General features: G+C 70.5%; 20 protein-coding genes. 15 read left to right on the forward strand and 5 right to left on the reverse strand.

Features of this window, described 5'->3' with window-relative positions; all coding sequences use genetic code 11:
• Positions 1 to 44 precede the first annotated feature (44 nt).
• The 5 genes from KI385_RS39915 (at position 45) to KI385_RS39935 (ending at position 6,236) form a co-directional block, all read left to right on the forward strand.
• Positions 45 to 1,271: an acyl-CoA dehydrogenase family protein gene (locus KI385_RS39915; protein WP_238576888.1), complete on the forward strand. Its 1,227-nt coding sequence runs from the start codon at positions 45 to 47 to the stop codon at positions 1,269 to 1,271.
• Positions 1,272 to 1,608: 337 nt separating this feature from the next.
• Positions 1,609 to 2,214, forward strand: coding sequence for a hypothetical protein (locus KI385_RS39920; RefSeq protein WP_342593498.1), 606 nt, complete (start codon positions 1,609 to 1,611; stop codon positions 2,212 to 2,214).
• Positions 2,215 to 2,543: 329 nt separating this feature from the next.
• Complete coding sequence (gcl, locus tag KI385_RS39925; RefSeq protein WP_238576889.1) at positions 2,544 to 4,325, forward strand: glyoxylate carboligase; 1,782 nt, start codon at positions 2,544 to 2,546, stop codon at positions 4,323 to 4,325.
• A 114-nt stretch (positions 4,326 to 4,439) separates the two neighbouring features.
• Positions 4,440 to 5,279, forward strand: a complete 840-nt coding sequence (locus tag KI385_RS39930; RefSeq protein ID WP_238576890.1) for a TIM barrel protein — start codon at positions 4,440 to 4,442, stop codon at positions 5,277 to 5,279.
• 60 nt (positions 5,280 to 5,339) lie between these two features.
• On the forward strand, positions 5,340 to 6,236 hold the full coding sequence (locus tag KI385_RS39935) for a 2-hydroxy-3-oxopropionate reductase (protein ID WP_238576092.1): 897 nt from the start codon (positions 5,340 to 5,342) through the stop codon (positions 6,234 to 6,236).
• 268 nt (positions 6,237 to 6,504) lie between these two features.
• Here KI385_RS39935 and KI385_RS39940 read toward each other — a convergent pair whose 3' ends face one another.
• Complete coding sequence (locus KI385_RS39940) at positions 6,505 to 7,110, reverse strand: HD domain-containing protein (RefSeq protein ID WP_238576891.1); 606 nt, start codon at positions 7,108 to 7,110, stop codon at positions 6,505 to 6,507.
• Between the two features lie 109 nt (positions 7,111 to 7,219).
• Positions 7,220 to 8,434, reverse strand: a complete 1,215-nt coding sequence (locus KI385_RS39945) for a cytochrome P450 family protein (protein ID WP_238578040.1) — start codon at positions 8,432 to 8,434, stop codon at positions 7,220 to 7,222.
• A gap of 109 nt (positions 8,435 to 8,543) precedes the next feature.
• Here KI385_RS39945 and KI385_RS39950 point away from each other — a divergent pair, with 109 nt between their 5' ends.
• The 5 genes from KI385_RS39950 (at position 8,544) to KI385_RS39970 (ending at position 12,201) form a co-directional block, all read left to right on the forward strand.
• A complete protein-coding gene (locus KI385_RS39950) occupies positions 8,544 to 8,771 on the forward strand; it encodes a hypothetical protein (protein ID WP_128503932.1) in 228 nt (75 codons plus the stop codon).
• 242 nt (positions 8,772 to 9,013) lie between these two features.
• The gene (locus KI385_RS39955; protein WP_238576892.1) at positions 9,014 to 9,190 is read left to right on the forward strand and encodes a hypothetical protein; all 177 of its coding nucleotides are present in this window, start codon (positions 9,014 to 9,016) and stop codon (positions 9,188 to 9,190) included.
• 190 nt (positions 9,191 to 9,380) lie between these two features.
• Positions 9,381 to 10,916: an AlkA N-terminal domain-containing protein gene (locus tag KI385_RS39960; protein ID WP_238576893.1), complete on the forward strand. Its 1,536-nt coding sequence runs from the start codon at positions 9,381 to 9,383 to the stop codon at positions 10,914 to 10,916.
• Complete coding sequence (locus KI385_RS39965) at positions 10,913 to 11,425, forward strand: methylated-DNA--[protein]-cysteine S-methyltransferase (RefSeq protein WP_128503936.1); 513 nt, start codon at positions 10,913 to 10,915, stop codon at positions 11,423 to 11,425. The genes KI385_RS39960 and KI385_RS39965 overlap by 4 nt, the downstream gene beginning before the upstream one ends.
• Positions 11,426 to 11,490: 65 nt before the next feature.
• The gene (locus KI385_RS39970; protein WP_238576894.1) at positions 11,491 to 12,201 is read left to right on the forward strand and encodes a 2OG-Fe(II) oxygenase; all 711 of its coding nucleotides are present in this window, start codon (positions 11,491 to 11,493) and stop codon (positions 12,199 to 12,201) included.
• Between the two features lie 45 nt (positions 12,202 to 12,246).
• Here the strand turns inward: KI385_RS39970 and KI385_RS39975 are convergent, their stop codons facing one another.
• Together KI385_RS39975 and KI385_RS39980 are read right to left on the reverse strand one after the other, a co-directional pair.
• Complete coding sequence (locus KI385_RS39975; protein ID WP_238576895.1) at positions 12,247 to 13,011, reverse strand: SDR family NAD(P)-dependent oxidoreductase; 765 nt, start codon at positions 13,009 to 13,011, stop codon at positions 12,247 to 12,249.
• A 220-nt stretch (positions 13,012 to 13,231) separates the two neighbouring features.
• Positions 13,232 to 14,215: a ScbA/BarX family gamma-butyrolactone biosynthesis protein gene (locus tag KI385_RS39980; protein ID WP_281066951.1), complete on the reverse strand. Its 984-nt coding sequence runs from the start codon at positions 14,213 to 14,215 to the stop codon at positions 13,232 to 13,234.
• 174 nt (positions 14,216 to 14,389) lie between these two features.
• On the opposite strand from KI385_RS39980, the gene KI385_RS39985 reads away from it, so the two are divergent.
• Positions 14,390 to 15,088, forward strand: a complete 699-nt coding sequence (locus KI385_RS39985) for a ScbR family autoregulator-binding transcription factor (protein ID WP_238576897.1) — start codon at positions 14,390 to 14,392, stop codon at positions 15,086 to 15,088.
• A gap of 471 nt (positions 15,089 to 15,559) precedes the next feature.
• Positions 15,560 to 17,956 (forward strand): MFS transporter, encoded by a 2,397-nt coding sequence (locus tag KI385_RS39990; protein ID WP_238576898.1) that lies wholly within the window; start codon positions 15,560 to 15,562, stop codon positions 17,954 to 17,956.
• Positions 17,957 to 18,021: 65 nt separating this feature from the next.
• On the opposite strand, the gene KI385_RS39995 is transcribed toward KI385_RS39990, so the two are convergent.
• A complete protein-coding gene (locus tag KI385_RS39995; protein ID WP_238576899.1) occupies positions 18,022 to 18,714 on the reverse strand; it encodes a FadR/GntR family transcriptional regulator in 693 nt (230 codons plus the stop codon).
• A gap of 222 nt (positions 18,715 to 18,936) precedes the next feature.
• Here KI385_RS39995 and leuA point away from each other — a divergent pair, with 222 nt between their 5' ends.
• The 3 genes from leuA (at position 18,937) to KI385_RS40010 (ending at position 23,225) form a co-directional block, all read left to right on the forward strand.
• Positions 18,937 to 20,778, forward strand: coding sequence for a 2-isopropylmalate synthase (gene leuA, locus KI385_RS40000; RefSeq protein WP_238576900.1), 1,842 nt, complete (start codon positions 18,937 to 18,939; stop codon positions 20,776 to 20,778).
• A 169-nt stretch (positions 20,779 to 20,947) separates the two neighbouring features.
• Positions 20,948 to 22,144 carry a right-handed parallel beta-helix repeat-containing protein gene (locus tag KI385_RS40005; RefSeq protein ID WP_238576901.1) on the forward strand — a complete coding sequence of 399 codons (1,197 nt, stop codon included), beginning with the start codon at positions 20,948 to 20,950 and terminating at the stop codon, positions 22,142 to 22,144.
• A gap of 340 nt (positions 22,145 to 22,484) precedes the next feature.
• A complete protein-coding gene (locus KI385_RS40010) occupies positions 22,485 to 23,225 on the forward strand; it encodes a DUF4232 domain-containing protein (protein ID WP_238576902.1) in 741 nt (246 codons plus the stop codon).
• Positions 23,226 to 23,437 lie beyond the last annotated feature (212 nt).

Below are 23,437 nucleotides of genomic sequence, written 5' to 3' on the forward strand. Positions count from 1 at the left end.
TTACCGCTAGTAACATCTGAAATGCCTGCAGCACTGGAGGGGACATGGCCGAGTTCACCATGGAGCTCAACGACGAGCAGAAGGAAGTCCGTGACTGGATTCACGGCTTCGCCGCGGACGTCGTGCGCCCCGCCGCCGCCGAATGGGACGAGCGCGAGGAGACGCCCTGGCCCGTCATCCAGGAAGCTGCCAAGATCGGCCTGTATTCGCTGGACTTCTACGCCCAGCAGTTCTTCGACCCCACCGGACTCGGCATTCCGATGGCCATGGAGGAGCTGTTCTGGGGCGACGCGGGCATCGCCCTGTCGATCGTGGGCACCGGACTCGCCGCCGTCGGCGTGCTGGCCAACGGCACCGAGGAGCAGATCGGCACCTGGGTCCCGCAGATGTACGGCGACGCCAATGACGTCAAGGTCGCCGCCTTCTGCTCGTCGGAACCGGACGCCGGCTCGGATGTCGCCGCGATGCGTACCCGTGCCGTCTACGACGAGGCCAAGGACGAGTGGGTGCTCAACGGCACCAAGACCTGGGCCACCAACGGCGGCATCGCCAATGTCCATGTCGTCGTCGCGGTCGTCGACCCGGACGTCGGCTCCAAGGGCCACGCCTCCTTCATCGTCCCCCCGAACACCCCCGGCCTCTCCCAGGGCCAGAAGTTCAAGAAGCACGGCATCCGCGCCTCGCACACGGCCGAGGTCGTCCTGGAGAACGTCCGGGTCCCCGGCCACTGCCTGCTCGGCGGCAAGGAGAAGCTCGACGAGCGCCTCGCCCGCGCCCGCGAGAAGGCCAAGGCGGGCGGCGAGCGCGTGAAGAACGCCGCGATGGCCACCTTCGAGGCCTCCCGCCCGGCCGTCGGCGCGATGGCGGTCGGTACCGCCCGCGCGGCCTACGAAGAGGCCCTGGAGTACGCCAAGACCCGCTCCCAGTTCGGCCGCCCGATCATCGACAACCAGGGCGTCGCCTTCCAGCTCGCCGATATGCGCACCCAGATCGACGCCGCCCGCCTCCTGGTCTGGCGCGCGTCCTGGATGGCCACCACCGGCAAGCCCTTCACCTCCGCCGAGGGTTCCATGTCCAAGCTCTTCGCCAGCGAGGTCGCCAAGAAGGTCACCGCCCAGGCCGTCCAGATCCTCGGCGGCAACGGCTTCACTCGCGAATACCCGGTCGAGCGGATGCACCGCGACGCCGCCATCTACACGATCTTCGAAGGTACGAGTGAGATCCAGCGGCTGGTGATCGCTCGGACGCTGTCGGGGATGCCGATCCGCTAGTCGGCCGTAGACCTGCTCGTGCCGTCGCCGGTACCCCCTGATGCGGGGGTGCCGGCGACCGGCTGTGTGCGCCCGGTGAGTCTCGGGGCCACTCCCGCCGGAGTACCGCCCGAGCCCTCCGCCGTACGACGCCGTCGGCTCCGGATTCGGGAAGGCTGGATTTCCGCCACCGATCCGAGGAGCTGACCGGACGTGATGACACTTGCCGGCGCCCGCCCGGTGGAGCGGATCGGCTACGCCGTAGGGGCCGTGCTGCTGCTCACCGGCGTGTTCCACCTCGGCGTTTTTCCTCGTTGACGGTGGGCCTTGGCAGGGGCCGCTCTCCTGGCGGAAGCCGGTGACCTTCGGTCTGTCCTTCGGGCTGACGCTGATCACGATCACCTGGCTGACCTCGTATCTCCGCATCGGTGGACGGCTGCCGTCGGTGACGCTCGGGATCTTCGCCGCGGACTGCGTCGCGGAGGCCGGCGGGATCACCGTGCAGGCGTGGCGGCATGTGCCCTCGCACTTCAATCGCGAGACGGCGCTGGACAGTTCGGTCTCGACGCTGCTCGCGGTCGGTGGTGCCGTACTGATCGCGACGCTGGTCGTCTTCGCCGTACGGGCCTTCCGCGGCGATCCGGCGCTCGCGCCGAGCATGCAACTGGCCCTGCGCGCCGGGTTCGTGACCCTGCTCATCGGGCTGGCTTCGTGCGCCGCGATGATCGCCCGCGGCGTCGCCCAGGTCAACTCCGGCCACCAGCAGTCGGCTTACGTCGTCGGTGGCTTTCTCAAGCCCGTCCACGGGGTGAGCCTGCACGGCGTCCTCGTACTGCCGCTGCCGGCGTGGTTGCTCGCCCGCGCGGATCTGAGCGAGCGGCGTCGTACGCGGATCGTGGCGCTCGGTGCCGCCGGGTACGCGCTCGCCATCGCGGGCGCACTGGCGCTGTCACTGCTGGGGTGAGCCCGGCACGGGCCGCGCATCGGGCAGCCGCCCGGTGCGCGGCTCTTCGCGTTCGACGTGTTTCACGTGTTCCGTACGCCCTCCGTGCCCGCATGGCCGCAGGCCACAGTGCCCACGACCGCGCCTAGGACCGCGCCCGCGTGCCATGCCCGCGCGCCCGCGCTCCTCTCGGACATTTCGGCATCGCCCGCCCGGCATCCCCTTGACGGGCGGATCGCTGCGCTCTAACTTCCTTCCATAAAGCAAAACATTAATTCCATGATGCGGAATTAAGAACCACCGGCCCTTCGCCGGACCGTGCCCGTGACAGGTCGACGCAGGAGTACTCGATGCCTCGAATGACAGCCGCCCGCGCCGCGGTGGAGATCCTCAAGCGTGAGGGCGTGACCAACGCCTTCGGAGTGCCGGGCGCCGCGATCAACCCCTTCTACGCGGCACTCAAGGGCGCGGGCGGGATCGACCACACGCTGGCCCGCCATGTCGAGGGCGCTTCGCACATGGCCGAGGGCTACACCCGGACCCACCCGGGCAACATCGGCGTCTGCGTCGGCACGTCCGGCCCGGCCGGCACGGACATGATCACCGGCCTCTACTCCGCGATCGGTGACTCCATCCCGATCCTGTGCATCACCGGCCAGGCCCCGACCGCGGTGATCCAGAAGGAAGACTTCCAGGCCGTCGACATCGCCTCGATCGCCAAGCCGGTCACCAAGGCCGCGACCACGGTGATGGAGGCCGCCCAGGTTCCCGGCGTCTTCCAGCAGGCCTTCCATCTGATGCGCTCCGGACGCCCCGGCCCGGTCCTGATCGACCTGCCGATCGACGTCCAGCTGACCGAGATCGACTTCGACCCCGAGACGTACGAGCCGCTCCCGGCCTTCAAGCCGGCCGCGACCCGCGCACAGGTCGAGAAGGCCATCGCGCTGCTCAACGAGTCCGAGCGCCCGCTGATCGTCGCCGGCGGCGGCATCATCAACGCCGACGCCTCCGAGCTGCTGGTCGAGTTCGCCGAGCTGACCGGTACCCCGGTCGTCCCCACCCTGATGGGCTGGGGCATCCTCGCCGACGACCACGAGCTGAACGCCGGCATGGTCGGCCTGCAGACCTCGCACCGCTACGGCAACGCGAACTTCCTGGAGTCCGACTTCGTCCTGGGTATCGGCAACCGCTGGGCCAACCGCCACACCGGCAAGCTGGACGTCTACACCCAGGGCCGTAAGTTCGTCCATGTCGACATCGAGCCGACCCAGATCGGCAAGATCTTCGCCCCGGACTACGGCATCACCTCGGACGCCAAGGCCGCGCTGGAGCTGTTCGTCGAGGTGGCCAAGGAGCTCAAGGCCGCAGGCAAGCTGCCCGACCGCGGCGACTGGGCCGCCTCCACCCAGGAGCGCAAGGCCCAGCTGCAGCGCCGTACGCACTTCGACAACATCCCGATGAAGCCGCAGCGCGTCTACGAGGAGATGAACAAGGCCTTCGGCCCGGAGACCCGCTACGTCACCACCATCGGCCTCTCCCAGATCGCCGGCGCCCAGATGCTGCACGTCTACAAGCCGCGCCACTGGATCAACTGCGGCCAGGCCGGCCCGCTCGGCTGGACCATCCCGGCCGCGCTGGGTGTCGCCACGGCCGACCCGGAGACGCCGGTCGTCGCGCTCTCCGGCGACTACGACTTCCAGTTCATGATCGAGGAGCTGGCCGTCGGTGCCCAGCACAAGATCCCCTACGTCCATGTCCTGGTGAACAACGCGTACCTGGGCCTGATCCGCCAGGCGCAGCGCAACCTCGACATCAACTTCCAGGTCAACCTGGAGTTCGAGAACATCAACTCGCCGGAGCTGGGCGTCTACGGCGTGGACCACGTCAAGGTCGCCGAGGGCCTGGGCTGCAAGGCCATCCGGGTCACCGACCCGAGCGAGCTGGGTGCCGCCTTCGAGCAGGCCAAGAAGCTGGCCGCCGAGCACCGTGTCCCGGTCGTCGTCGAGGCGATCCTCGAGCGGATCACCAACATCTCGATGAGCGGGAGCGACATCGCCAGCGTCAACGAGTGGGAAGACATCGCGACCGAGCCCGGCCATGCGCCCACCGCGATCAAGCCGCTGAAGGCCTGACCCGGACCCGATCCGGACGGTGGGCCGGGCGCGGCTCGACCAGCGCGCCCGACCTCGCCACCATCCCGTAGAACAGAAAACAAAATCCGCTATCCGGAAGGAGCGTCGGCCTTTATGGGTTTCACGGACACGCGCTTCAACGTCAATCTGTCGATCCTGTTCACCGAGCTTCCGTTGCTGGAGCGGCCGGCGGCCGCGCGGGCGGCGGGTTTCACGGCGGTGGAGCTGTGGTGGCCGTGGGTGGATGCCCCGGTTGTGGAGCAGGCGGAGCTGGACGCGCTGCGTTCCGCGCTCAACGATGCCGGGGTGCGGCTGGTGGGGCTGAATTTCTACGCCGGTCAGCTGCCGGGGCCCGACCGCGGTGCCCTGTCGGTTCCGGGTCGGGAGTCGGAGCGGTTCCGGGCGAATGTGCCGGTGGCGATCGAGTTCGCGAAGTCGCTGGGGTGCACGACCTTCAACGCGCTCTACGGCAACCGCGTCGAGGGTGTCTCGGCGGCTGAGCAGGACGCGCTGGCACTGGAGAACCTGGTCTTTGCCGCGCGGGCGGTGGGCGAGGTGGGCGGGACGCTGCTGATCGAGGCGCTCAATGCGCCCGAGTCACCCAAGTGCCCCCTCGTCTCGGCTCCCAAGGCCATCGAGGTCGTCGATGCGGTGAACGCGGCGACGGGGCTGGACAACGCCCGCTTCCTGATGGACCTCTACCACCTGTCGATGAACGGCGAGGACCTCGACGAGGTCATCGACCGCTACACCGCCAAGACCGCGCATGTGCAGATCGCCGACAACCCCGGCCGCGGCGCCCCCGGCAGTGGCTCGCTGGACTTCACCGCGCTGCTGGGCCGGCTGAAGAAGAACGGCTACGACGGCTGGATCGGCCTGGAATACAAGCCCGGCAACGGCCCCAGCGCCGGTGCCTTCGCCTGGCTCCCGGCACCCCTGCGCGCCGCCAACTGACCCCAGCAGCCCCGGGCCCTTGCGTCGCCCGCATGACTTTGAGTGTGAAAGAGGCACCCTATGAGCAATCTCCCCAAGATCGCGTGGATCGGTCTGGGCATCATGGGCTCCCCCATGGCCGAGAACCTGATCAAGGCCGGCTACTCCGTCACCGGCTACACCTTGGAGGCCGACAAGCTGGAACGCCTCGCCAAGAACGGCGGAACCGCGGCCGGCTCGATCGCCGAGGCCGTCCGCGACGCCGACGTCATCATCACCATGGTCCCCGCCTCCCCCCAGGTCGAGGCCATCGCCTACGGACCCGACGGCATCCTGGCCAACGCCAAACAAGGCGCGCTGCTGATCGACATGTCCTCGATCACCCCGCAGACCTCCATCGACCTGGCCACAGCAGCCGGCGACCAGGGCATCCGCGTCCTGGACGCCCCCGTCTCCGGCGGCGAAGCCGGCGCCATCGAAGCCGTCCTGTCCATCATGGTCGGCGGCCAACAAACCGACTTCGACGCCGCCCACCCGATCCTGAACGCCCTGGGCAAAACCATCGTCCTGTGCGGCCCCCACGGCTCCGGACAAACCGTCAAGGCCGCCAACCAACTCATCGTCGCCATCAACATCCAAGCCTGCGCCGAAGCCGTCGTCTTCCTGGAAAAGTCCGGCGTCGACCTCCCCGCCGCCCTCGACGTCCTGGGCGGCGGCCTGGCCGGCTCCACCGTCCTTACCCGCAAGAAGGACAACTTCACCCACCGCGACTTCAAGCCCGGCTTCCGCATCGACCTCCACCACAAGGACATGGGCATCGTCACCGACGCCGCCCGCACCGTCGGCGCCGCCCTCCCCGTCGGCACCCTCGTCGCAAGCCTCGTCGCCTCCCTCCGCGCCCAAGGCGACGGCAGCCTCGACCACTCCGCCCTCCTACGCGGCGTCGAACGCCTCTCCGGACACACCACCGAAAGCTGAGCCGATTCGCGGGATCATGCCGCGACCGCCCTCGAACGGCCGACGCCGCGACTGCCGCACCGCAGTCGCGGCGTCGGTGTGTGGCATCGGCGTGTGAGATCGGGGCGCGGTGTCGGAGCATGGTGTCGGAGATGTGATGACTCTCACGTTCTCTTCACGACACATCCCTCTATTGTTTACCGTTCATCGGGTGCGGGTGTTCATGAAGCACCCACCCCAAGCAGCCCCGGCCAGCTCCCCCCGTCTGGCCGGGGCTTTCCCGTGGGCGCTACGGCTGATACGCGTCCAGCGGATTGGCGGCGATCCGTGCGGCGATGTTGTTGCGCACCGAGTTCGCCGCCGAGCTGTCCGGCTTGCGCTCCGCCTGGCTGCGGAAGCACGCCAGAAACTCTTCGCCGAGGCCGAGCCGTGGCCGGCGCCGCAGCACCTCGGCGCGGAGCTCCGCCGGCAGTGCGTCGGGACGCTGCCCCGAGATGTCCAACGAGGTGGAGAACACCAGCAGATGCGCCTCCGGATCCAGTGCGACATCCACCTCGTCCCACATGTGCCGGACGATCACCTCGGAGGCCCGCACCCGCCGCTCCACCGGCCATCCGGCGCCCGCACCGAACACCCACGCCACATGGCCACCCGCCTCGTCGAACGGCACGGTGTGGCTGTCGAACTCCTTCACCAGCCCGATGTCGTGGAACATCGCGGACACATAGAGGAGTTCGGGGTCGAAGGCGATGTCGTTCGCCGAGGCGTAGGCGGCTGCCCAGAGATACGCCCGTATGGAGTGGTTCAGTAGCGCGGGCGAGCAGTAGGCGCTCGCCACCTCCAGTGCGGCGCGACAGGCACGGGTTTCGGGGATCACAAGATCATCCATCGTCATGGCCGCGATTGTCGCGTACGCCGGATCGCCGGTCGAGGTTCAGCGGACCAGGTTCACGGTCGAGGTTCGTCGGTGGAAGCCCAGCGGGTTGACGTTCATCGGGTGACGTTCATCGGCCGAGGGTCACGGGAAGCCTCGCCAGGCCGCGCATCAGGCGCGTACGCCGCCACTCCGGCGCATCCTCGCGCTCCACCGTCAGTCGCATGTCCGGAAAGCGCGTGAGTAGCACCTCGAACGCGATCCGACCCTCGGCGCGGGCCAGCGGCGCCCCCAGACAGTGGTGCGGACCGTGCCCGAAGGAGAGATGCCCGCCCGGAAGGCCCGCACGATCCGCACGATCCGTGCGGTCCGTACGGCTGGGACGGTCCAGGCGTACGGCGTCGGGCGCGGTGAACTGCGCCGGATCACGGTTGGCGGCGCCGGGGGAGACCAGTACGACATCCCCCGCCGCGATCCGGGCGCCGCCGAGGTCGATCGGTTCGGTGGCATAGCGGAAGGTCGCCACGGTGATCGGGGCGTCGTAGCGCAGCAATTCCTCGACCGCGGCGGGCAGCAGAGCGGGTTCGGCCGCCAAACGGGCACGGAGTGCGTCGTCCTGGAGCAGGGCCAGCATGCCGTTGCCGATGAGATGGGTCGTCGTCTCGTGCCCGGCGACGACCAACAGCACTGCCAGCGAGACGAGTTCGGGCGCGGACAGCCGGTCCGAGGCGTCACGCGCGGCGATCAGGCCGCTGAGCACATCGTCCCCAGGGGCTGCGCGCCGGGCCGCGATCAGCTGCGTCATGTAGTCGCTGAGGGCGTGTGACGCACGGTCCACGGTGTCCGGGTCCGCCGCGGCGAACAGCTCGTTGGACCACTGCCGTACCGCCGCACGGTCGGACTCCGGTACCCCCAGCAACTCGCTGATCACGGCGATCGGCAGCGGTACGGCGAACTCCTCCATCAGGTCCGCGGACCCGCGCGCCGCCAGGGCATCGGCCAGCTCCGTCGCGATCTCGCGGATACGGGGCTCCAGGCGTGCGACGGCCGCCGGGGTGAACGCCGTCATCGCCAGCTTCCGCAGCCGGCCGTGCTCCGGCGGGTCGGTGGCGAGCATGGTACGGCTGACGGCGGGGGCCAGATTGCGGCCGCTCGGCCGGTCGGCGAAGTAGCGGGCGGTGTCCTTCGACAGCCGGGCATCCGCCAGTGCCGCACGCGCCTCCGCCCATCCCGTGACGACCCATGTCGTCCGGCCGTTGCCCGTCCTGATCCGCTGTACGGGCCCGCGCGCCCGCAAGGCGGCGAGCAGCGGATACGGGTCCCGGGAGAACTCGGCAGAGTCCATGGGGTGGTGTGCCACTCCGCCAGCCTAGCGAGTGCTTGCGGCCTCAAGGACCGACGCTCGCGGCGGCTGTCGACGTGCGCGAGCGCGGAGCCCGGCGCACGCTGGAGGCATGACCGAGCACCCGCCTGTCATCGTGCACCCGCCGACGCCGTCCGGTGGTCGACGGGTGACCGTGCGTGGGCAGATCGTCGGCCTGGCCCACGGCCGCGGTGATGTCGCCGAATTCCTCCGCCGCGCGGGAGTCGCCGGCCCGGCAGAAGACATCGAGCTCGACGACCCGAGGCTGGTCGAATGGCGCGGTGGCTCACTGAATGACTGGCCGATGCCGCCGGCGTGACCGCTCACCCCGTATGACGGCCGGACTCTCCGCGGCCGGGCGCCTGCTGTGTGCGGTTCCGCTGCACAGAGCGGCCCGCGGGAGCCACCCGCGTGCGGTGACGGCTGGATCAGGTATGAATGGGGGAGGCTGACACGGCGACCGGAACCACGCACGGCGGCCGAGACACTTCACACGGCAGGCGCGACAGAGGGGGCGGAAATGCCGGAGAGTCCGGAGATGCCGGAGACCGGGGGCACGCCGTGAGCGACGGCGATGACAGTGGCGGCTACGGCGACGACAGCGGCGTTACCGGAAGCCCGACAAGGAACAGCCGGTCCGAGAGCCTCCCGAACTGGAGCGTCCTGCGGCGGGCCATGCGCTGGGAGACCCTTGTGCTGGTCGTGGTCCTGGTGATCCTCGCGGCGGCGATGTCGTAACGCCCAGCCCTCGCCGGTACGACGGCCTGCCCGAACTGCCCTCCTGCTGACGGGTGTTGTCGGAGGGGTGGGGGTGGGGCGTCCCCAGGGGACGCCGGGCGTACCGGGGTACGCGTCCCGGACTCGTGTCCCGGACTCGCCGTCCGATTTCCGCCAGCGTCGCCGTCCGGCCTGCTGCACAGTGGACCTTGTGACGAACCAGGACAGCAGATACGAGGCGGTGCGCAGCCGGGACGCCAGGTTTGACGGCGCGTTCTTCTTCGCCGTGTCCACGACCGGGATCTACTGCCGGCCGAGCTGCCCCGCCACCACTCCGCGACGCCGGAATGTCACCTTCTTCCCGACCTCCGCGGCCGCTCAGGGCAACGGTTTCCGTGCCTGCCGCCGCTGCCGGCCCGATGCCGTGCCAGGGTCCGCCGAGTGGAATGCCCGCGCCGATGTCGTCGGCCGGGCCATGCGGCTGATCGGCGATGGCGTGGTCGACCGGGAAGGAGTCTCCGGGCTGGCCGACCGGCTCGGCTACAGCGCCCGGCAGGTGCAGCGGCAGCTGAACGCCGAGGTGGGCGCCGGACCCGTGGCACTGGCGCGGGCACAGCGTGCCCACACCGCCCGGGTCCTGCTGCAGACCACCGGCCTGCGGGCGGCCGAGATCGCCTTCGCGGCCGGCTTCGCCAGCGTGCGGCAGTTCAACGACACCATCAAGGAGATCTACGCGCTCACCCCGAGCGAGCTGCGCGCCGCCCGCCCCGGGAAGGGAGCCCGATTCGGACCGGTGGCCCCGCCCGCCACGCCCGGCGTCCTGCCGCTGCGGCTGGCCTTCCGCGGCCCGTACGCCGCGCGGGAGATCTTCGACCACCTCCAGCGGCGTGCGCTCACCGGTATCGAGGACGTCACCGGGGAACCGGGCGCCCGCACCTACCGGCGCACCCTGCGACTGCCGCACGGACCCGGCATCGCCGAGGTCGACGAGCCGCCCGGCGACGGCTGGCTGGACTGCCGGCTGCACCTCACCGAGCTGCGCGATCTCACCACCGCCGGCCAGCGGGTGCGCCGCCTCTTCGACCTGGACGCCGATCCGTACGCGGTCGCCGAACGGCTCGGTGCGGACCCGGTACTCGCGCGGCTGGTGGCCGAGCGCCCCGGGCTGCGCTCGCCGGGCGCACCCGCCCCGCACGAGCTCGCCGTCCGCGCCGTACTCGGCCAGCAGGTATCGGTGGCCGCCGGCCGCACGCTCGGCGGCGCCCTGGTCACCGCCTACGGAGAGCCGCTGCCGGAGCCGTCCGGCGCGCTCACCCATCTCTTTCCTCGCGCTGATGACCTGGCGCAGGCCTCGCTAGCGGAACTCGGCATGCCCGAGTCGCGGCGTACGACCCTGCGCACCCTCAGCGCCGCACTCGCCGGCGGGGCAGTCACCTTGGACGCCGGAGCCGACCGTGACGAGACCGAGCGCGCGCTCCTCGGCCTGCGCGGCATCGGCCCGTGGACCGCCGGCTACATCCGGATGCGAGCGCTCGGGGACCCCGATGTGCTGCTGTCCGGCGATGCGGCCGTACTGGCCGGTGTGCGTCGGGCCGGGGCCTCGACGGCCGTGCTGAAGGCGCACGCGCAGGCCTGGCGCCCCTGGCGCTCGTACGCGATGCACCACTTCTGGAACGTGTCGGCCCGCAACGCCTCGGCCCCCCGCACCACCACCCGCCCTCACACCACCGAAAGAACAGGCCCATGACGCTCTACGCCACCCTCGACAGCCCGTTGGGTGAACTTCTGCTGGTCGGCGAGGAGTCGGCCACCGCGCCGGGCGGTACCGCACTCGCCTCGCTGTCCCTGCCCGGTCAGAAGGGCGGGGCGACCGTCCAGGACGGCTGGACGTACGACCCGGCCGCGTTCACCGAGATCGTCCAGCAGCTCCATGCGTACTTCGACGGCAAGCTGACCCGCTTCAGCATCGAGTACGCGAGCACCCGGGGCACGGACTTCCAGCAGCGCGTGTGGCAGGCCCTGGAGGCCATTCCGTACGGCACCACGACCACGTACGGGCGGATCGCCGCCGACATCGGTGCGGCGCGCGGTGCGGTGCGCGCGATCGGAACGGCGATCGGCGCCAACCCGCTGCTCGTCGTCCGGCCCTGCCACCGTGTGATCGCCGCGGACGGGTCGCTCTCGGGTTACGCGGGCGGGCCGGAACGCAAACGGCAGCTCCTCGGCCTTGAGGGCGCCGTACCGGACGCGGCCTGATCCCGCCCGGCGCCGCCTCCGATCCCCGTGAGCCGCCCCCGCCCGACGCACTGCTGGAGCACGTCATGACCACCACGACCACCAAGCGCGTCGCGGCCGCCGACTGGACGGCTCTGGCCGGGGAACTCGACACCGTGGGCTGCGCGTTGACCCCACGGCTGCTCGCCCCGGCGGACTGCCGTGCGCTGATCGCGCTGTACGACGAGGCCGAGCGCTTCCGTTCGACCATCGACATGGCACGGCACCGCTTCGGCTCGGGCCAGTACCGCTACTTCGCCGATCCGCTGCCCGAGCCGGTCCAGGCCCTGCGCGAGGCGTTCTACCCGCATCTGCTGAAGATCGCCCGCGACTGGGCGGACCGGCTCGGCAGGCCGGCGCCCTGGCCGGACACGCTGGGGGAGTGGCTCACCCTGTGCCACAAAGCCGGGCAGACCAAGCCCTCCCAGATTCTGCTGCGTTACGGGGCGGGCGACTGGAACGCGTTGCACCGCGACCTCTTCGGGGAGATGGTCTTCCCCCTCCAGGTCGTCGTCGGCCTGGACGAGCAGGGCACCGACTACACGGGCGGGGAATTCCTCCTCGTCGAGCAGCGGCCGCGCGCCCAGTCCCGCGGCACCACCACCGTCCTGCCACAGGGCCACGGCCTGATCTTCACCACCCACGACCGCCCCGTACGCTCCACCCGCGGCTGGTCGGCAGGGCCCGTACGCCACGGTGTCAGCACCGTCCGCTCGGGCCACCGGCACTCCCTGGGCCTGGTCTTCCACGAGGCCTGAAGACGCCCTGCCACCGACCCGGGCCCGGGGAAGTGCGCAACGGGCTCAGAGCATGGAGCCGCCGGTGACATCGAAGCGCTGGCCGGTGATCCAGCGGGAGTCGTCCGACGCGAGGAACGCGGCGACGTCCGCGATGTCCGCGGGCTGCCCGATCCGGTTGAACACCGAATAGGCCGCCAGCGCGGCCCGCCCCTCGGGCGTCGCCCTCCGCGCCGCGGTCACCTCGGTCTCGACCCAGCCGGGTGCGATGGTGTTCACCGTGACCCCGCGCTCGCCGACCTCCTTGGCGAGGGTGAGCGTGAGGGTGTCCATCCCGCCCTTGGAGACGCTGTAGGCGATCTGCGACGGGAGCGCCGTACTCGTCACCGCCGACGAGATGTTGATGATGCGTCCGCCGTCACGCATCCGGCGCAGACCGTGCTGGGCGATGAAGAACGGGGCCTTGGTGTTGACCGCGATGGTGCGGTCGAACTCCTCGGGAGTCACGTCATCCAGGTGCCCGGGAAAGTTGAGCGCTGCGTTGTTGACGAGAATGTCGAGGCCGGGTTCCGCGCCGTACGCGGCGAGTTCGGCGTCGAAGGCGGCGAAGAGGGCTTCGGCATCACCGGGAATCCCCAGTTCCGCGCCGATTATGAAGGCCTGGCCGCCGGCGCTTCCGATGCCCTCGGCCGTTTCCTTGGCCGCGAGGTCATTGCTGCCGTAGTGGACGGCGACCAGCGCGCCGTCCTGGGCGAGGCGCTGGGCGATGGCTCGGCCGATGCCCCGGCTGGATCCCGTCACCAGCGCGGTCTTCCCTTTGAGGTCACCCATGATGTGTAGGCCTTCCGTTTGCCCGTGGTGTGCGTGCTTCCGCCGTGATCGGTGGCGATGTCTTCAGGCCGGCCGGCGAGCACACGGCTGTCCGGGCCAGGTTCCTGAGCCGGCTGTCGGCGGGGTGGTACGAGTGCTCCGTACCGCGCGACTTCCGGTGAAGTGTGGGCTGTTGCTGCCCGTCGGGGTGGTGCCCAGGACGCATCCGTGAGCTGTTCGCTCAGGGGCGTGGGTCCAGCGCCGTCAGTGTGGAGACGAACACCGGCTCGCCGTCCTGGGAGCCGGTGACCTGGACCGTCGTGGTGCAGGGCAGCGCCGACGGCACCCGGCGGGCCTCGATCACGCACGGAGTGGCGTGCTCGGCGTAGCGGCGGAATTCGGTACCGAAGGCGTACGGCACAAAGGCATCGGGCGCGGTCAGGACACGGGCGGCCTGCTGTGCCGCGTCGAGCAGCACCATGCCGGGAACGTGGTCGTTCGCCGGGTTCACGACCGCGGCGTGGCCGGGCGCGATGCGCAGCAGCCAGCGGTCGGGCCGGTCGGTGGGGGCGAGCAGGACATCGCTGTCGGAGAGGCTGCCGGTCAGCCGGGGCGGAACGGACGTGGGCAGCGGGCCGAGGGTGCGCCGTGCGGTCAGCCGCTCGCCGCGGATCCGGCGGTAGACGGCGGGAGAGGCGACGGTGACGTTGGAGTGACCCGTCGCCACGATGCGTCCACCCTTACGGATGGTCATGTCGAACCGGCCGCTGGTCATGGTGCCGGCCCGCATCCGCATCTTGCTGCATGTGACGTCGATGGTCAGCGGCGTGGGCCCGCTGCCAACGGCCAGATGCTCGGGGTGCGTTGTGTAGACGAGGTCGCCGAGGATGAAGTGGTGGCCGACCGGTACGCCGAGTTCGGTGTGGCAGAGCAGCAGCCCCGCCTGGCGAATGGTCTCGCCGGTGAGAATGAGATGGTGGCGGCCGTGGTTGGGGATGAAGTACCCATGATCGTGCGGCCACTGGGCGGTCAGCGAGAAGTGGGAGTCGTCCCGCCTGCGCCATGAGGTGACCAGAATGTCGTCGACGAGGGGACGGTGCACGAACTCGCGGGGGACACGGGCGCTGGGACGGGTCCGCGGTGTGGAGCGCTGGCTCCGACTCAGGCGCAGTTGATGTGGAGCCCTGGGTTGTACCGTGCCGCTGACGTGCATCGTGTCGCTCATGACTGCCCCCAGGCGTCTCTACGGGATGAGGTCCATCGCTGTTAAGATACGTACCATCCGGTTTTATTTTCAATGCCAGGTCGACGAAAAGGAGTAAGTAGCTGATCTAGCGGCGACTTGAGCTGTAGCTAACTGTTGCGGAACTTGAAAACTTCGAAAGACAGGAGGCGTCCTGTGGCACAACAGGACCGCGCGATCCGGACCCGGCGAGTGATCTTGGAGGCGGCCGCGTCGGTTTTCGACGATCAAGGCTACGACCGCGCGACCATCGCCGAAGTTCTGGAACGCGCCGGCGTGACGAAGGGCGCCTTGTACTTCCACTTCGCCTCCAAGGAGCAGCTCGCGCTCGCGGTGCTCGAGGAGCATGTGGTCGACATTGCGGTGGAACCGCAGAAGATCAAGCTGCAGGAATTCGTCGACGCGGGTCAGGTGCTGGCGTTCCGGCTGCGCAGTGATCCGATCCAGCGCGGTGCGGCGCGGCTGGCGGTCGAGCAGGGCTCCAACCGCCTTGATCGTAAGCGGTCGATGCTGTCGTGGACCCGGTTCGTCGAGGGCCTGCTGACCGAGGCGAAAGAGCGCGGCGAAGTCCTGGAGAGCATTGTCGTACACGAGACCGCCGAGCTGTTTGTCGGCGCATTCGCCGGGCTCCAGATGATGTCCCACGCGCTGACCAATCAGGCGGATCTCTGTTACAGGTTGACGGTCTTCTTCGAGCACACCCTCCCCAGCGTTGCGGTCCCGGCCATCCTCGCCAAGCTCAACCTGGACCCGGAGCGTGGTGCGAAACTCGATACCGCTCTGCAGGGGAAGGTGCTGGCGGAGGCCGAGGCCGACGCCGATGTGAATGCCGACACCGATGTTGCTCTGAAGTGAGACTCGCCGGGTCGGAGTGGCTGAGCCCGAACTGGGTGATGCGGAATATTTGGGATATTAAACGCTGTAAAAACATACCGCGCAGACGGTGTTGATCGTAGAGAGGTGCACGGGTCACGTCGTGTACGGCAGAGGCGTCGCGGAGGATCCGCGGCGCCTCTCGACGGTTGACGGGGTGCGGCGGTCGGCAGTAAGCGTGAGGCAGATCACCACCGTTGTTGTGGGATGCCGCCCTGCGCGGCGGAATAGGGCTCCGAGAAAAAACGTTCGGCATGCACGTATCAACGGCTCGGCTGTGCCGACGTCCGTAGACGACGCCCCAAGACGACGCCCCAAGACGACGCCCCAAGACGACGCCCCAAGACGACGCCCGTAGAAGACGCCCGAGATCCCCCACGCCTGCCGCTCGCCGCTGCTCTGCCGGCCCCCCGACGACACCCGTTCACCTCTGCCGCCCTGGAGGCCGCACGCATGACCCGGACGACGACGGACCAGCTACCCGGAAGGGCGGCGACCACCGCCGCCGCGCCAACGGTGCCCGACCCGGCTGTGGTCGGGCGCCGTAGAACCCGCGGCATCGTTCCGGTTCTCGCCTTCTCCGGCATCGTCGTCGCGGTGATGCAGACGCTGCTCGTGCCGGTCATCAAGGACCTGCCGGTGCTGCTCAACACGGCGCCCAGCAATGCCACTTGGGTGATGACGGCCACCCTCCTCGCGGGTGCCGTCTCGACGCCCATCATGGGGCGCCTCGGCGACCTCTACGGCAAGCGCAGGATGCTGCTGACCAGCCTGGCGGTCATGGTCGTCGGCTCGCTGATCTGCGGATTCACCAGCGACCTGCTCACCATGATCGTCGGCCGGGCGCTACAGGGCTTCGCCATGGGAGCCATCCCGCTCGGCATCGGCATCATGCGCGACGAGCTGCCGCGCGAACGGCTCGGGTCGGCCATGGGGCTGATGAGCTCCTCCATCGGCGTCGGCGGCGGGCTCGCGCTGCCGGCCGCGGCCCTGGTGGCCCAACACGCCAACTGGCACACCCTGTTCTTCGGCGCCGCCGGGCTCGGTGTGCTGTCGATGCTGCTCACCCTCCTCGTCGTACCGGAGACCGCGGTACGCGCCCCGGGTCGCTTCGACGTGGTGGGCGCCATCGGGCTGTCCGCCGGGCTGGTGGCGCTGCTGCTGCCCATCACCAAGGGCAGCGACTGGGGCTGGGGTTCACCCACCACCCTCGGCCTGTTCGGCATCGCGGCCCTGATCCTGCTGCTGTGGGGCGTGATGGAGCTGCGCATCGCCGATCCGCTGGTCGATCTGCGGACCTCCGCCCGCCGCGAGGTGCTGCTGACCAACCTCGCGTCGATCACCGTCGGAGTGGCGTTCTACGCGGTCTCGCTGGTGCTGCCGCAACTGCTGCAGCTGCCCAAGTCGACCGGCTACGGCCTGGGCCAGTCGATGGTGGTGGCCGGTCTGTGCGTGGCGCCGCTGGGCCTGACGATGATGTTGGTCGCCCCGCTGTACGCGCGGATCGCGGCACGGCGCGGCCCCAAGGCGTCGCTGCTGCTGGGCATGCTGGTCATCGCGCTCGGCTACGGCGCCGGCATCGGCCTGATGAGCGCCCCTTGGCAGACCGTCATCATCGCGGTGGTCCTCGGTGCCGGTATCGGTCTCGCCTACTCGTCGTTGCCCGCATTGATCATCGGCGCCGTCGACCCGTCCGAGACCGGCGCTGCCAACGGTCTGAACACCCTGATGCGCTCGATCGGCACCTCGGTTTCCAGCGCCGTGATCGGCATGGTGCTGGCCCATATGTCCACGAGCGCGGGCCCGGTCACGGTGCCCACGATGGCCGGTTTCCGGGTCGCCTTCCTGATCGCCACGGCCTCGGTCCTCGTCGGCGCCGCCCTGGCGTCCTTCCTGCCGTCGCAGCGGAAGGCATCCCGTCCGACCCTGGTCGCGCAGAGCACGGACGGTGCGGAGGAGGCGGACGGCGCGGTCGGCGTGCCCGGCGCACGAGGCGGGGGAGACCCGGAGGGCGTGGAGCGGCTCGCGGCGGCGGCCACTGAGCCGACCGTGCGCACACTGCCCGAACGGGCCGAACGCGGCGGATTCCGGGGCCGCGTCGTGGACGCGTCCGGCGCGCCGGTCCCGGGCGCGAGCGTCACCCTGATCGACCGGCAGGGGCGCCAGGCCGGCGTCACCACGGCCGGCGCCGACGGCCGCTATGCGCTCGGCGCTCCGGCTGCCGGCACCTACGTCCTCACGGGCGCCGCGCCCGGCCACGCCCCGTACGCCGCTTCCGCCACCTACCGCGGCGAGGGCGCCCCGGCCGAGCTCGATCTGATACTCGCCGGCTCCGGGCGGCTCGGCGGCATCCTGCTCGGCGGCAGGGAAGGCGCCCCGCTGGCCGGCGGGAGCGTCGTGGTCACCGATGCCGGCGGCGACGTGGTGACCCGTACGACATCGGGCGCAGAGGGGAGTTGGGACGTCGGCCGGCTGTCGCCCGGCAGCTACACCCTGGTCCTCAGCGCCCCCGGCCACCAGCCGCAGGCCCGTGCCGTCGAACTGTCCGGCGCCGCGCCGGAGCGGCAGGACGCCCGGCTGCAACCGACCGCGACCGTCCACGGCACGGTACGAGGTCCGAACGGCCGCCCACTGGCCGATGCCGCCGTCACCCTCGTCGAGGACGGCACGGTCACCGGGCACATCGTCACCGGCGCGGACGGCGCCTTCGCCTTCTCCGACCTGAGCGGCAGCCACTACACCCTCACAGCGGCCGGCTACCCGCCCCACGGCGCCCCGATATCCCTGACGGGCGGCGCCGACGAGATCCTCGACCTGGACCTCGCCCAGCCGCCCGCCGCCACGGGCTGACGTACGGCCCGCTCCCTCCCCCGTAGGTCAGCGGGGGAGGGAAGCGGGGCGCGGCGCGGCTGCCCTCAGTCCTTCGCCAACTGCCTTGCCGTCTCGTCGAATTCGGCCCGTAGTGTCCGGCTCGCCGCCTCCCCGTCCCCGTCGGCGACGGCCTCGATCAGGGCCGCATGACGGGCATCGCCGTGCTGGGGGTCCTGGCCGCGAAGTCCCAGCAGCTCCACGAGGTCGATCAGGCCCTGCCGCAGCGCCGGCGCGAACTCGGTGAACAGATCGGTCAGTACGGGATTGTGCGCGGCGTCGACCACGGTCGCGTGCAGCGCGATATCCGCGTCCACGAACGCCGCGTCGTCGCTTCCGGCAGCGGCCGTGCGCCGTCCCTCCAGAGCGGACCGCATGGCCGCGACATCGGCGTCGGTACGCCGGGCGGCGGCCAGACGGGCGGCCTGTACCTCGACCATCGCGCGGACCTCGTAGACATCGGCGACGGCCGCGCGGCGCAGACGGGTGGGCCAGTCCTCGGCGGGCTCGGTGGCGATCACGAAGACGCCGGCGCCCTGGCGTGGCTGTACCAACCCCGCGCCGGCCAGGGCCCGTACGGCTTCGCGCACGGTCGAGCGGCCGACGCCGAGCGTCTTGGCCAGGGTGGTTTCACCGGGGAGCTTGGTGCCCACCGGCCAGTGCCCGCCGGTGATCTGGTCGCGCAGTCGCTGGGCGGCCTGTTCGACCAGGGGGCTGGGGCGGAGCGCGTCGAGCGACATCCCGCGTCACCTCTCGGTTCAGGTGCTCGGTCCCGGGCGCTTATGTCTCGGGTGCCGAGATCTCAGGTTCTCAGCTTGTCTGAGGAGTTGGTCCATGGCTAGGGTACCCGCCATGAAGCTGCGTGGTCTCCTTCTCGGGCGCCGTGGCGGGGCCTGACGCGACCGGCACCCCGCCGCGGGGTTCGGTGCTGCCGGTCTCCCTCCGGCTCCTGAAGGATTGCGATGCCCAGCCCCGAACCCACCGTCTCCGCCGCCCCGCGCGGCGCCACGCTCGCCTTCCCCACCCTCCGTACGCCCGCCGGACCGGTACCGCCCGACGCACCGGCGTGGAATCCGCAGCGCGGCAGCGCGATGCCCTCGCATCGGTACCGGCCCGCGCACGACCGCGTCGAAGTACCGCGTATCGAACGCGCCTGGCCCGCCGCCCGGATGACGCGGGCCCCGCTGTGGGTGCCGGTCGATCTGCGCGACGGCAACCAGGCGCTGGCCGAGCCGATGGACACCCCCCGTAAGCGCCGGATGTTCGATCTGCTCGTCGCGATGGGCTTCAAGGAGATCGAGGTCGCCTACCCCTCGGCGAGCCGCACCGACTTCGACTTCGTCCGTCATCTGGCCGAGAGCGGCGCCGTGCCGGACGATGTGACGGTCGTGGTCTTCACCCCGGCCCGCCGCGAGCTGATCGAGCGGACCTTCGCCGCCATCGAGGGGCTGCCGCGTACTGTCGTGCACCTCTACACACCCACCGCACCCACCTGGCGCGAGGTGGTCCTCGGCCGGAGCCGGGCGGAGGTGTGCGACCTGGTCCGCGACGCCGCGACGTATATGGCCCAACTGGCCGACGCCCGGCCCGGGGCCGACATCCGGTTCCAATTCTCGCCCGAGGTCTTCAATCTCACCGAGCCCGATCTCGTCCTGGAGATCTGCGACCGGTTGACGGCCCTGTGGGACGCGTCGCCGGACCGCCCGGTGACCCACAATCTGCCGGCCACCGTCGAGATCGCCACGCCCAATGTGTACGCCGACCAGATCGAGTACATGCACCGTCACCTGGCGCGCCGGGATGCGGTCATCCTCTCCGTGCATCCGCACAACGACCGTGGCACCGGGGTGGCCTGTGCGGAACTCGCCGTGCTGGCCGGGGCGCAGCGTGTGGAGGGCTGTCTGTTCGGCAACGGGGAGCGCACCGGCAATGTCGACCTGGTCACCCTCGCCCTCAATCTGCACACCCAGGGCGTCGACCCGATGATCGACTTCTCCGCCATCGACACCGTCCGCCGCACGGTGGAGGACTGCATCCGGCTCCCTGTCCACCCCCGCCACCCCTACGCCGGTGAGCTGGTGCACACCGCCTTCTCCGGCACCCACCAGGACGCCATCAGCAAGGGGCTCGCCCACCATGCCCGGCGCGCCGCCGGCCTGGGCGTCCCGGCGTCCGACGCGCCCTGGACGGTGCCGTATCTGCCGGTCGACCCCGCCGATCTCGGCTGCACCTACGAGGCGGTCATCCGCGTCAACAGCCAGTCGGGCAAGGGCGGTATCGCGCATCTCCTGCAACTGCACCACGGCCTGGACCTGCCGCGGGACCTGCGCCCCGACTTCTCCCGCACGGTGCAGCTCGCCACGGACGACAGCGGGCAGGAGGCCACACCGAAGGATCTGTGGGAGCTGTTCCGGCGTACGTATCTCGCCCCCGGCGAGGACGGTCCGCTGCGGCTCGTCTCCTGGCACACCACCGAGCCCGCGCCGGGCGAGCACCGGGTCAGCTGCGAGCTGGACGGTGGCGAGGGTGAGGCGGGCCGGGGACGCTTCGAAGGCTCCGGCAACGGGCCGCTCGCCGCGTTCGCCGACGCGCTGGCCGCGACCGGGCACCCCGTCGACATCGTCACCTACGCCGAGCACGCCCTCACCTCCGGCCCGGACAGCGCCGCCATCGCCTACGTCCGGTGCCGCATCGGCGGTGCCACCTACTGGGGCGCGGGCCAGGACACCTCCGTCCTGACGGCCTCGGTACGGGCCGTGCTCTCGGCCGTCAACCGCGCGAGCCTGGACCGGGACAGCGGCTAGTCACCAGGGCCCGCCCGCCGGTGGCGGCCCGGGGCGGCGGATGTTTCACGCATCCGCCGCCCCGGGCGGCACCACCTCACCCTCCGCGCCGCCCGACTCGCCGCGCCCCGGCCCGACGACGGGAGCGATGATCCCTGCCCCACAATTCACCGCAAGGCTACGGCGCAGAGTGACCGTCGCCGCCCTGACCGCCCTCGCGGCACTCGTCGCGCCCCAGGCGCAGGCGGTACCCGCGGGTGCCGCATCGGCGCAGGGGCGCGGCGCCGCGGCCACGTACTACGTGGACTGCGCCGCGGGCTCCGACACGGCCCCGGGCACCGGCCCCGCGACCGCCTGGCGCACGCTCACGAAGGCGAGCGCGGCGGCCTACCGGCCCGGCGAACCGGATCCTCTTCAAGCGCGGCACCACCTGTACCGGCGCGTTCGCACCCGCCGCTCCGGTACGGCCGGCGTGCCGCTCTCCGCGGGCGCCTACGGCAGCGTGGCGCACACCGACCGTACGGGCATCGACACCTCGTCGACCTGGGGCCGGCGGCCCGAGCATCCGAACGGGCCCGGTACCTCCTTCGCGCCGATCACCGGTCTTTCGCTGCACCACAACACCGTGCGCGATGTCGGCGGCGACGGGATCGTCGTACAGACCGCCGTCGGCGCGCGGGTGGAGCACAATCTCGTCGACGGCTTCAACACCCGCTCCGGCGGCTACAACGCCGGCATCTGGGCCTGGAACTCCGACCGGGTGCTGTACCGGTTCAACGAGGTGACCGGCGGTCATGGCACCCGGGACTCGATGGCTTACGACATCGACGGCGGTAACAACGGCAACGTTTACCAGTACAACTACTGCCACGACAACGAGGGCGGATTCCTGCTGATCTGCAACGGCGAGGGGATGGTGTCGGACCGCAACACCGTCCGCTACAACGTCAGCGTCAATGACCGCAACACCTCCGCGCCCTGTGGCGTCATTTCGGTCGTCTGCGGCCCCGCGACCCACACGCTGGTGCACAACAACACCGTCACCACCAGCGTCCCGGGCGCGGCCATGGTCAGCAGCAACGGGCCTGGTGGTGTCACCTTCCGCGACCACATCTTCGCCGGCGCCGCGGCCGGCTCGCCGATCGCCGACCCGCACAACACCTACGACCACAACCTCTACGCCCGTATTTCCGGGATTCCCGGTGGCGACACCGGCGCCGTATGTGCCGACCCGCGGTTCGTCGCCCCCGACGATGTACGGCTGCGCGCCGGCTCCCCGGCCCTGGGCGCGGGCGTACGGGTCCCGGGCGGCGGCGACCGTGACTACTACGGCAACCCGGTCCCCGACCCGCCGAACATCGGCGCCGATCAGGGGCGCGGAAGGTAGGCGGCGGGGCACCGTGCCGGCAGGCCCGGGACCCGTGGATCCACTGGGGTCGGTGGGTCTGTCGGGACCGCTGGTGCGGTCGGTTTCGGTCGGCGGAACGGCCGAACCTGGCGGTGCCGCATCCGCAACTCGGGAATTTTCTGCGAGCCTGAGCCACGCGCCGGAATCCCGGCTGGTCAAAGAGGTTCCTGGGTCATCGGCGTGTCGCACGCGCCGGCTCGTTAGTGGTGTGTTAGTGCCTCGTTAGCGGACCGGCAGTGACCGGAGCCACGCTGGAAGAGCAACGGACGGACCGCGCACCCATACGAGAGCTCGCACCTACCAGACGAGGGGGACACTTATGTCGCTCACCATCAAGACACTCGGCCGCGGCCGTCGTGTCGCCGCCGGATCGCTGATCGCCGTCGCGGCGCTCACGCTCACCGCCTGCCAGGACGGGACCGGCGCCGCGTCCCGCCCCTCGTCGGCCGCCGCACGCGCCACGTCCGACGCGGGAAGCGGCAACGGCGCGCAGTCGTCCGGCAGCGGCAAGGCGCCGTCCGGCGTGAAGCAGCAGTCCTCCGCCGCCGGCGAGCGGCCGTCGGCGAATGCGGCGACGGCCGGCTCCGGGAGCAAGGCGACGAACGGCGCCCCGAGCGCCGCACCGCCGCACGGCTCGGCGATGACGGCGTCGGACCGCTGCACCGCGGCCACCATGTCGCTGCGCCTGGGCGCCTCCGACATCGGTGCGGGCAATATCCGCTACCCCCTCGTCTTCACGAACAAGGGCAAGAAGGCCTGTACGCTGCGCGGCTTCCCCGGGGTCTCGCTGATCAACCGCGACGGCTCGCAGGTCGGCAAGCCCGCCACCCGCGAGGGCGGCGCCGGCGGCGCCGTCCGGCTCCAGCCGGGACAGAGCGCACACGCCCTGCTGCACACCCTCAACGAGGGTTTCTCGGACACCCCGTGCTGGGCCAACTCGCAGATCGTCTACGCCTACCCGCCCGGCTCCAAGGAGTCGATGACCACCAGCAGCCGCGGACTGCGGGTGTGCGGCGGACGCTTCGATGTGACCGCGGTGGAGGCCGGGTCCCTGGGCTGACGAACCGGTCCGCGGACCGTCCTCTCGACGACGGACACCGCCACGACGAGACGACGGACACCGCCACGACGACACGCCCCCGGCCACCCGCCGGGGGCGTGCCGCGTCCGGGCCGCGGCGCTTTCGCCCGTCGGATCGGGTACCCGGGTGAGGCGTCACTGCAACGGCCCCCAGTGACCGCCCCGGCCCTGGGGATCGGTGTTACCAAGGTG

The organism is Streptomyces inhibens (genome assembly GCF_022221585.1).
GTDB lineage: Bacteria > Actinomycetota > Actinomycetes > Streptomycetales > Streptomycetaceae > Streptomyces > Streptomyces inhibens.